This is a genomic window from uncultured Holdemanella sp., from assembly GCF_934772795.1.
Classification (GTDB): Bacteria; Bacillota_I; Bacilli_A; order Erysipelotrichales; family Erysipelotrichaceae; genus Holdemanella.
Map to the genome: position 1 here is coordinate 1 of NZ_CAKVMR010000086.1, position 8041 is coordinate 8041.

General features: G+C 33.9%; 8 protein-coding genes and 4 tRNA genes. 5 read left to right on the forward strand and 7 right to left on the reverse strand.

The features are described 5' to 3' along the window. Window positions 1-471: 471 nt before the first annotated feature. The 4 genes from Q0F04_RS10910 (at window position 472) to Q0F04_RS10925 (ending at window position 794) form a co-directional block, all read left to right on the forward strand. Window positions 472-547, forward strand: a tRNA-Val gene (locus tag Q0F04_RS10910). A gap of 7 nt (window positions 548-554) precedes the next feature. Further along, a tRNA-Thr gene (locus Q0F04_RS10915) sits at window positions 555-630 on the forward strand. 5 nt (window positions 631-635) lie between these two features. Further along, window positions 636-711 (forward strand) — tRNA-Lys (locus Q0F04_RS10920). 9 nt (window positions 712-720) lie between these two features. Continuing rightward, window positions 721-794, forward strand: a tRNA-Gly gene (locus Q0F04_RS10925). Window positions 795-846: 52 nt separating this feature from the next. Here the strand turns inward: Q0F04_RS10925 and Q0F04_RS10930 are convergent. The 6 genes from Q0F04_RS10930 to Q0F04_RS10955 all read right to left on the reverse strand — a co-directional run bounded on the left by Q0F04_RS10930 (window position 847) and on the right by Q0F04_RS10955 (window position 6567). Then, window positions 847-1740, reverse strand: a complete 894-nt coding sequence (locus Q0F04_RS10930; RefSeq protein WP_295753233.1) for an alpha/beta fold hydrolase — start codon at window positions 1738-1740, stop codon at window positions 847-849. A 100-nt stretch (window positions 1741-1840) separates the two neighbouring features. After that, window positions 1841-2050 carry a hypothetical protein gene (locus Q0F04_RS10935; RefSeq protein ID WP_003864747.1) on the reverse strand — a complete coding sequence of 70 codons (210 nt, stop codon included), beginning with the start codon at window positions 2048-2050 and terminating at the stop codon, window positions 1841-1843. A gap of 51 nt (window positions 2051-2101) precedes the next feature. Continuing rightward, window positions 2102-3415, reverse strand: a complete 1314-nt coding sequence (locus tag Q0F04_RS10940; protein ID WP_295564402.1) for an MATE family efflux transporter — start codon at window positions 3413-3415, stop codon at window positions 2102-2104. Between the two features lie 58 nt (window positions 3416-3473). After that, window positions 3474-4415, reverse strand: a complete 942-nt coding sequence (locus tag Q0F04_RS10945) for an L-lactate dehydrogenase (RefSeq protein ID WP_295753236.1) — start codon at window positions 4413-4415, stop codon at window positions 3474-3476. 11 nt (window positions 4416-4426) lie between these two features. After that, on the reverse strand, window positions 4427-5785 hold the full coding sequence (locus Q0F04_RS10950; protein ID WP_295753239.1) for a sodium-dependent transporter: 1359 nt from the start codon (window positions 5783-5785) through the stop codon (window positions 4427-4429). Further along, entirely contained in the window at window positions 5782-6567 is a 786-nt protein-coding gene (locus tag Q0F04_RS10955) for a glycosyltransferase family 8 protein (protein WP_295753242.1), read from the reverse strand. Before Q0F04_RS10955 ends, Q0F04_RS10950 begins: the two co-directional genes overlap by 4 nt. Window positions 6568-6648: 81 nt before the next feature. Between Q0F04_RS10955 and asnA the strand changes: the two genes are divergently transcribed. Beyond that, window positions 6649-7656 (forward strand): aspartate--ammonia ligase, encoded by a 1008-nt coding sequence (asnA, locus tag Q0F04_RS10960; RefSeq protein WP_295753245.1) that lies wholly within the window; start codon window positions 6649-6651, stop codon window positions 7654-7656. Window positions 7657-7666: 10 nt separating this feature from the next. Here asnA and Q0F04_RS10965 read toward each other — a convergent pair whose 3' ends face one another. After that, window positions 7667-7954 (reverse strand): hypothetical protein, encoded by a 288-nt coding sequence (locus Q0F04_RS10965; protein WP_147325343.1) that lies wholly within the window; start codon window positions 7952-7954, stop codon window positions 7667-7669. Window positions 7955-8041 lie beyond the last annotated feature (87 nt).

Genomic DNA, 8041 nt, shown 5'->3' on the forward strand with positions numbered 1-8041 from the left:
ACAAAAAAAGTAAAAGAAAAGCGCTTGTTTAAGCGCTATGTTTAAGATCAGTTGTGAAAAGGGGTGTCAAACTCCCGTCTATTCTCAATGATTCTTACACACACAATACCAAAAGATATGTTTCTAACATGGATACTATTCACTTTAATTTGGACAATGTTTAGTTATTTAGTATGGTCAGCCAATCAACAAGATACGAAAGGATGGATTCTTTCAACCATTCTTTTAGCTATTCTATTTAGCACATGCTTCACATATACAGAGAACACAATATCGAGTACGACCATTTTAAACTTCTTACTCTATGTATTCCTTGTAGTAATCCTATATAAAGGAACAAAAGAAACATTGATCATTGTTATTTTATCTATTATTTTAGCCTTGATTCTAAGTAAAATAAAAATTCAAATAATTTTTACAAAAAGTGCTTGCATTTATTTTAACTCGGTGCTATTATAAATAGGCACTTACGGAGGTTTAGCTCAGTTGGGAGAGCATCTGCCTTACAAGCAGAGGGTCAGCGGTTCGAGCCCGTTAACCTCCACCATTTAAATGCCGACTTAGCTCAATTGGTAGAGCAACTGACTTGTAATCAGTAGGTTGTGGGTTCAATTCCTATAGTCGGCACCACTTGTGACCCGTTAGCTCAGATGGTAGAGCATTTGACTTTTAATCAAAGGGTCGGGCGTTCGAATCGCCCACGGGTCACCATTTATATTTGCAGGTGTAGTTCAATGGTAGAACTTCAGCCTTCCAAGCTGACTACGTGAGTTCGATTCTCATCACCTGCTCCATGTAAAACATTTACTCGCAAATGCGAGTTTTTTTATACCAAAATGCCAAGGATTACTCCTTGGCACTTTTTATAAATTCATATACATCTTGATAAATTATTTGATTCTCTTTTTCATTTAAGATTTCATGTTTTAAAGTCGGATACAATTTACTAGAAACATTCTTATATCCAACACTCATTAAAAATTGTTTCAACCGTTCAAATTTATCCTTACCCTGAATCACCGGATCTTCTTGACCTGCAATCATGAATATTGGTAAGTTTTCATTAGTGACATTCCAGCCTTTTTTATCAAAAGCTTTGATCATCAATTGAAATAAGTTAATAAAACCATTCGTCGTAAATAAGAATCCACACAATTCATCCGCTTCATACTGATCCACATTCTCAACACTTTTACTCAACCAACGATTACCCGTCTCATATCCCGCAAAAGCCATCTTATTCAATAAACCATTACCTTTCTTTTCCTTATAGAAAGGTTTTATTATTTTTGCCAACGCCAAGCCTAGACTTGCCGCCGAATTTTCGGTTGGAGGACCACACAAAATCAAACGATTAATATATCCATCATATTTTTTTAAGTAACAACGAGCTACCAAAGTCCCCATACTATGACTAAATAACGTTATCTCTAATCCAGGATACATATCACGCACATACTCAGTAACCTGGAATAAATCATCCACAATATAATCGGCATTTTCAGTATAGAAATATCCATAATCATTTTTTGATTTTACACTACTTCCATGCCCTCTATGATCATGAATCACACAAATATAACCACGATCATTTAAATATCCCATAAAATCAAAATAACGCTCTTTATGCTCCGCCATACCATGCGAAAACTGTACGATTCCTTTTGGATTTTCACACTCCATAATCGCAATCTCTAACTTTAATCCATCTTGTTTTGATGTTATTTTCTTAATTATCATATTATAGTACCTACATATCTTTCTTGTACTCATTGTATCAAATATATAATTATCAAAACTATACAAAACTAAAAAAAAGACCATTTTTTAAATGGTCTAACTAGTTTTCACTAATTTCTACTTTTACTTTGTGATCTGCTTCCACATCAAAAGTAATCTTTGCGAAGTCATCTAAATGATTTGTGACAATATTATGAACTTGATCAAATACTTCATCCTCTTTTTCTTCTGACTTGCAATCATATTCAATAGATGTAACTGTATGTTTTTTAATTTTTACATCTTTTAATTCTTCTAACATTGATTTCATAGCTATCTACCTCGATATAAGTCTATCACTTATTAAATCCAGTTGTCAAATTTATGCATGAAGCCAATCTACCCTATGATAATAAATAAAGAACGTGATACTTGATAAAGACCAAGTAATCGGATAGATCCAATATACACACCAAATATTATGTACTAAAGCACCCATGATCGTAAGACCTGCAACACGCACGAAGCACCAACAAACCATCATTACAATCATTGGAATCATAGACTTTCCAGCCCCTCTTAAAATAGCCGACACACAATGGGAATACGCTAATAAACAAAAGAAGAATGCACTGGTTTGTCCACGCAAAGTACCAAACTGAATTACTTCTGGTGTTGCATCAAAGGCCGCAATAAATTGAGAACCAAACACAAAAATAATCACACCAATAATTTCTGCCAAAGTCATCGAACAAATCATACCAAACTTAGCACCCTTTAAAACGCGATCATATTGGCGAGCCCCTAAATTCTGTCCCACAAACGTTGTAAGCGCCATTGTAAAGCTAGTAATCGGCAAGAACGCAAATCCTTCAATCTTAGAATAAGCTCCACATCCAGCCATCGCCATATCCCCAAAAGAGTTGATATTCGATTGAACTACAACATTCGCTAAACCAATAATCGAATTCTGAAATCCACTAGGCAAGCCATACTTTAAGATTTCTCCTAGAAGCTCTTTGTGAATTTTTACTTTGGAAGGAACAATACGATGCGTTCCCGTAGTCGTCAACAATAAATATAGACAAAGACCTGCCGAAATATATTGTGAAATAATCGTAGCTAAAGCAGCAGATCCCACTCCCATTTTAAGAACGGCAATAAAGAATAAATCCAACACAATATTTACAACACTTGATACAATCAAATAATAAAGTGAATGCTTACTATCTCCTACAGCCTGTAAAATACCCACAAAAAAGTTATACATAATCGATCCAAAAGAACCTAAAAAATAAATTTTAAAGTATGTAACCGAAGCTGCCATTACACTATCAGGCGTTCCCATCCAACGAAGCAATGTTGGTGTAAAAAAGATTCCTACAAGTGTCATAATAAAACTTACGATCAATCCAAACGCAACCGTTGTATGGATTGCATTCTGCATACGCTCAATTTCTCTAGCCCCAAAATAACGTGATATAACGACACCAGCACCAATCGCAACACCGTTAAAGAAGCCAATCATTAAAAAGATGATATTTCCACTTGAACTTACCGCTGCAAGTGCCTGGCTTCCCAAAAAATTTCCAACAATTAAGGAATCCACTGTATTATACAATTGTTGAAATAAGTTTCCTAATAAAATAGGTAACGCAAAGAAAACCATCTGTTTAGGAATCGATCCAGATGTCATTAACTTTTGTCCTTGTGCCAACCCTAACACCTCCTATACCACTAAAAGAAAAGGAAGCTTAAACTTCCTTGTAAAAACTTTGTAGATGACTACAAGAAGCATCAAACTGTTCTTTTTCTTCTTTTGTCATTTCAATCTCAACAACCTCTTTGACACCTGTCGCATCAATAATTGCCGGCACACTTGTAAATACACCATCTTGTCCATATTGACCATCTAAATACGTAGAAACAGGAAGTACTACGGATTCATTAAACATCAACGCACGAACAATACGTGTTGTACTTGCGGCAATACCATAACATGTATTTCCTTTACGGTTGAAGATTTCCCAACCATCTTTCTTTACCGCTTCATGAATACTTTCAAACATTCCTTCATTCATGCGCGTTGGATTATCTTTAATGATTTGGTAAATATCTTTACCACCCACACGAACTGTACTCCATGGAATCATTTCACTATCCCCATGTTCTCCTAAAACATAGGCATGAATACTCTTTGGATCCACATCAATACAATCGGCAATATGACATTGTAAACGAGCTGAATCTAATAATGTACCTGACCCAATGATTTGATTTGCTGGTAAACCAGAAACCTTATAAGCCACATAAGTCATAATATCGACTGGATTTGAAACAACTACGATAAATCCATCAAATCCATTTTCTATTGCACTCGAAACAATACTCGTAACAATCTTAGAGCTTGATTTTAAAGCCACTAAACGATCGTTTTCCTTACCCATTGGAGCACTTGCCGTAATAACCAAAACATCTGCATCTTTACAATCTGTATAATCTCCCAATTTGATTTCCATATTACGATTCATAAAGGCAATACTATGAATCATATCTAAAGTTTCACCTTTAGCTCTTTCTATATTCATATCAATTAATACAATTTCATCACAAATCCCTTGATTGATCATGCAGAAAGCTGTACTTGCACCTACATTTCCTGCCCCAACAATAACTACTTTTCTCTTTTTAATCATAATGGCTCCTCCTACAAGAATTTAGAAATATATCCCTGTATAAATATTACCAAAATAATTACAGGAATGATATATGAAACATAGAAACCAACTTGTTTAGGGAAAGATATTCCTTCTCCGCAATTAGCTTCCTTTAAAAAGTTTTTAAATCCCCATCCATATTTAGATGTACAAAACAATACATAACAAAGTGATCCTAAAGGCAATAAATTATTCGATACAATAAAATCTTCTAAATCTTGAATGGTTGAGCCAGCACCTAAAGGTTGAATAAAAGACAACACATTAAATCCCAATGCACAAGGTAAAGATAGCACAAAGACAAGTACAAAACTTACTTTGATGGTTTTTGAATGAGACCATCCTGTCCACTCCATTGTCATAGTGATAATATTTTCAAATACCGCAATAATTGTAGTTAATGCCGCAAAACTCAAAAATAAGAAGAACGAAGCTCCCCAAAGATTTCCAAACTGCATATTCGCAAATATATTTGGTAATGTTTGGAAAATCAATCCAGGACCTTGTCCAGGATCCACATTATACGCAAAACAAGAAGGAATCACAATGAAGCCTGCAACCAATGCGACAAATGTATCTAAGCACACAACTGTGATGGCCTCAGAAGTTAACTTCTTACTTTTATCAATGTAACTTCCAAATATCGCAATAGCACCAATACCTAAACTCAAAGTAAAGAAAGCTTGGCCCATGGCCGCAAATACGACATCCGATATATTTTGCATCTTTGAAAAATCAGGCAATAAGTAAAACTTTACGCCCTCCATAGCCCCTGGCAAAATTAGTGAACGAACAGCCAATACAAGCATCAAGACTAATAAGCACAACATCATATATTTTGATACTTTTTCAACACCATTCTGCAAACCTTTTGAACAAATGAAAAAGCCAATACATACAACTATAAACATCATGCCTACTTGAATCAAAGGATTTGACAACATTAAACCAAATTCATTATTGATTTGACTCACATTTAATCCATTAAAATCACCCATCAACATTTTGTAGAAATAATAAAACAACCATCCACAAACCGAAGTATAAAACATCATCAGTATGTAATTTCCTGCCATTGCCACATACTTCATAAAATGCCACTTTGTTCCTTTTGGCTCTAACACATCAAAAGATAGTGCTGCACTTTTTTGACTAGCACGTCCTACCGAATACTCCATAACCATAACTGGCAATCCTAATATGACTAGAAAAAATAAATAAATCAAGACAAATGCAGCACCACCATATTGTCCTACAATATATGGAAATCGCCAAACATTGCCAATTCCGATTGCGCATCCTGCGCTAATTAAAATAAATCCTAAACGATTTGAAAACCTATCTCTCATTCTTTTATCTCCCTATAAAAACAATCTAAACAACCTATATATTTACCATTCCAAGGCTTCATTCTTCCACAATAATGTATGATAACACTATTCTGTTTCACCCAATCCAAATCTATCCTACTTCTTGGATTTCGTAGATTATAGAAATTCATCATTCTCTCACTTAAATTATATTTACGATAATCCACTAGTTTCGTCTTATCTCCATATAATGCCGTCAATACATCTTGATCAAAGAGTACAAGCTTTTTCTTGTATGTATTCACATAATTTAAAATATCCTGCTTATTTAATTGTTTGCGCAAAGCCTCTAAATTCATCAACAAAACCCCAGTATTGATATATGGAACATCTTCATTTAACCCTAATCTTTTCGCATTTAAATGCGTCATACGCTCATTTACATGACTACATGCGATATAAAGATTGTCTTCAAAATCCATGTTATATAATTCCTTTAGACTTTGAATCACAACAATATCCACATCTAAGTAAAGAATTCGATCCAATGTCTTAGGCAACAAATCCGAAGTGAATAATCGATAATAGATTTCTAGAGGATATCGAGATGAAATAGGAAACTCCTTAAATTCTTCTTCCTTTACTTCGATAAAATGAAAAGTACATCCTAAAAAAGAATTTCTTAAATCATCCATATGTTCTTGATTCAAATCATGATGCAGAATATAGAAATCAATATTCTTGTCAAATCGAATAATGGAACGTATACATGTCTTTGTCAAATCTATAAATTTTGCGTTAATTGAAAATAAAATGTTCATAAAATGATTTTATCACAAAATAAATTGAAAATCTTTTCATATTTTGTGATACAATACTTACATTGAGGAGAAGATGATAATATGAAACTTATTATACCCGAAAACTACAATCCAGTATTAACTGTCAGAGAAACACAAGAAGCTATTAAATATATACGTGACACATTTCAATATGAATTTGGTAAGGAGTTAAATCTTTCAAGAATTTCAGCACCCTTATACGTCACACAAAGTTCTGGTTTAAATGACAATTTAAACGGTATAGAAAAACCCGTATCTTTTACCATGAAAGAATTGCCAGGCGAACAATTAGAAGTTGTACACTCTTTGGCAAAATGGAAACGTATGGCTTTAAAGAAATATGGCTTTAAATTACATGAAGGCTTATATACAAATATGAATGCCATTCGTAAAGATGAAGAATTAGATAACATTCATTCTACTTATGTCGATCAATGGGACTGGGAAAAAATCATTTCTAAAAATGAACGTACAAAAGAAACATTAGAAGAACATGTCCGTACGATTTTTAAAGTCATTAAACATATGGAACATGAAGTATGGTACAAATATCCTCAGGCTGTGAATCATTTACCTGATAATATTTTCTTTATCACAACTCAAGAACTATTGGATATGTATCCAAATATGAACGCAAAAGAAAGAGAAAATGCCATCACAAAAGAACATGGCTGTGTATTTGTGATGCAAATTGGCGATAAATTATCAAACAATGAAAAACACGATGGTCGTGCTCCCGACTATGATGACTGGACACTAAATGGAGATATCCTATTTTGGTATGAGCCGCTACAAAGTGCTCTAGAAATCTCTTCTATGGGGATTCGTGTAGATGAAGATACATTATTAGAACAATTGAAAAAAGAAAACTGTTTAGAAAGATGTGAATTACCTTTCCATAAAGCCATTCTAAACAAAGAATTGCCATATACTTTAGGTGGAGGAATCGGTCAATCTAGACTATGTATGCTTCTACTAAAAAAAGCACATATCGGAGAAGTCCAGGCAAGCTTATGGCCTGAAGACATGGTCGATACATGCTTAAAAAATAATATTCAAATCTTGTAGGACATTTGTCCTACTTTTTTATTATGGTTCCGTTGGAATTAGATAAATAATTATCATACTTTAAATCTGACAATTCACACCCATTCAGTGTAATATTTTCATCACAAACAGTGATAGTTCCATCTACCCCTTCTTGAAGTCCATCATATATGAATGCACCATCAAACAATAAACCATCCATGACGTTATGTTTAATATCAATATCATCACATACAACACTAACAGTACATTGATCCTTCTTTGTACTGTTTTTTAAATATGTATAATAGGCTCTACCTAAATCAAAATATTTTTCCATTTTTGCTCCCAAAGAAAAAGTAGGCGACAGAATTTTAATTCTACCGCCCCTTGTCAAACCGTACGTGCCCTACTAAGGCATACGGCT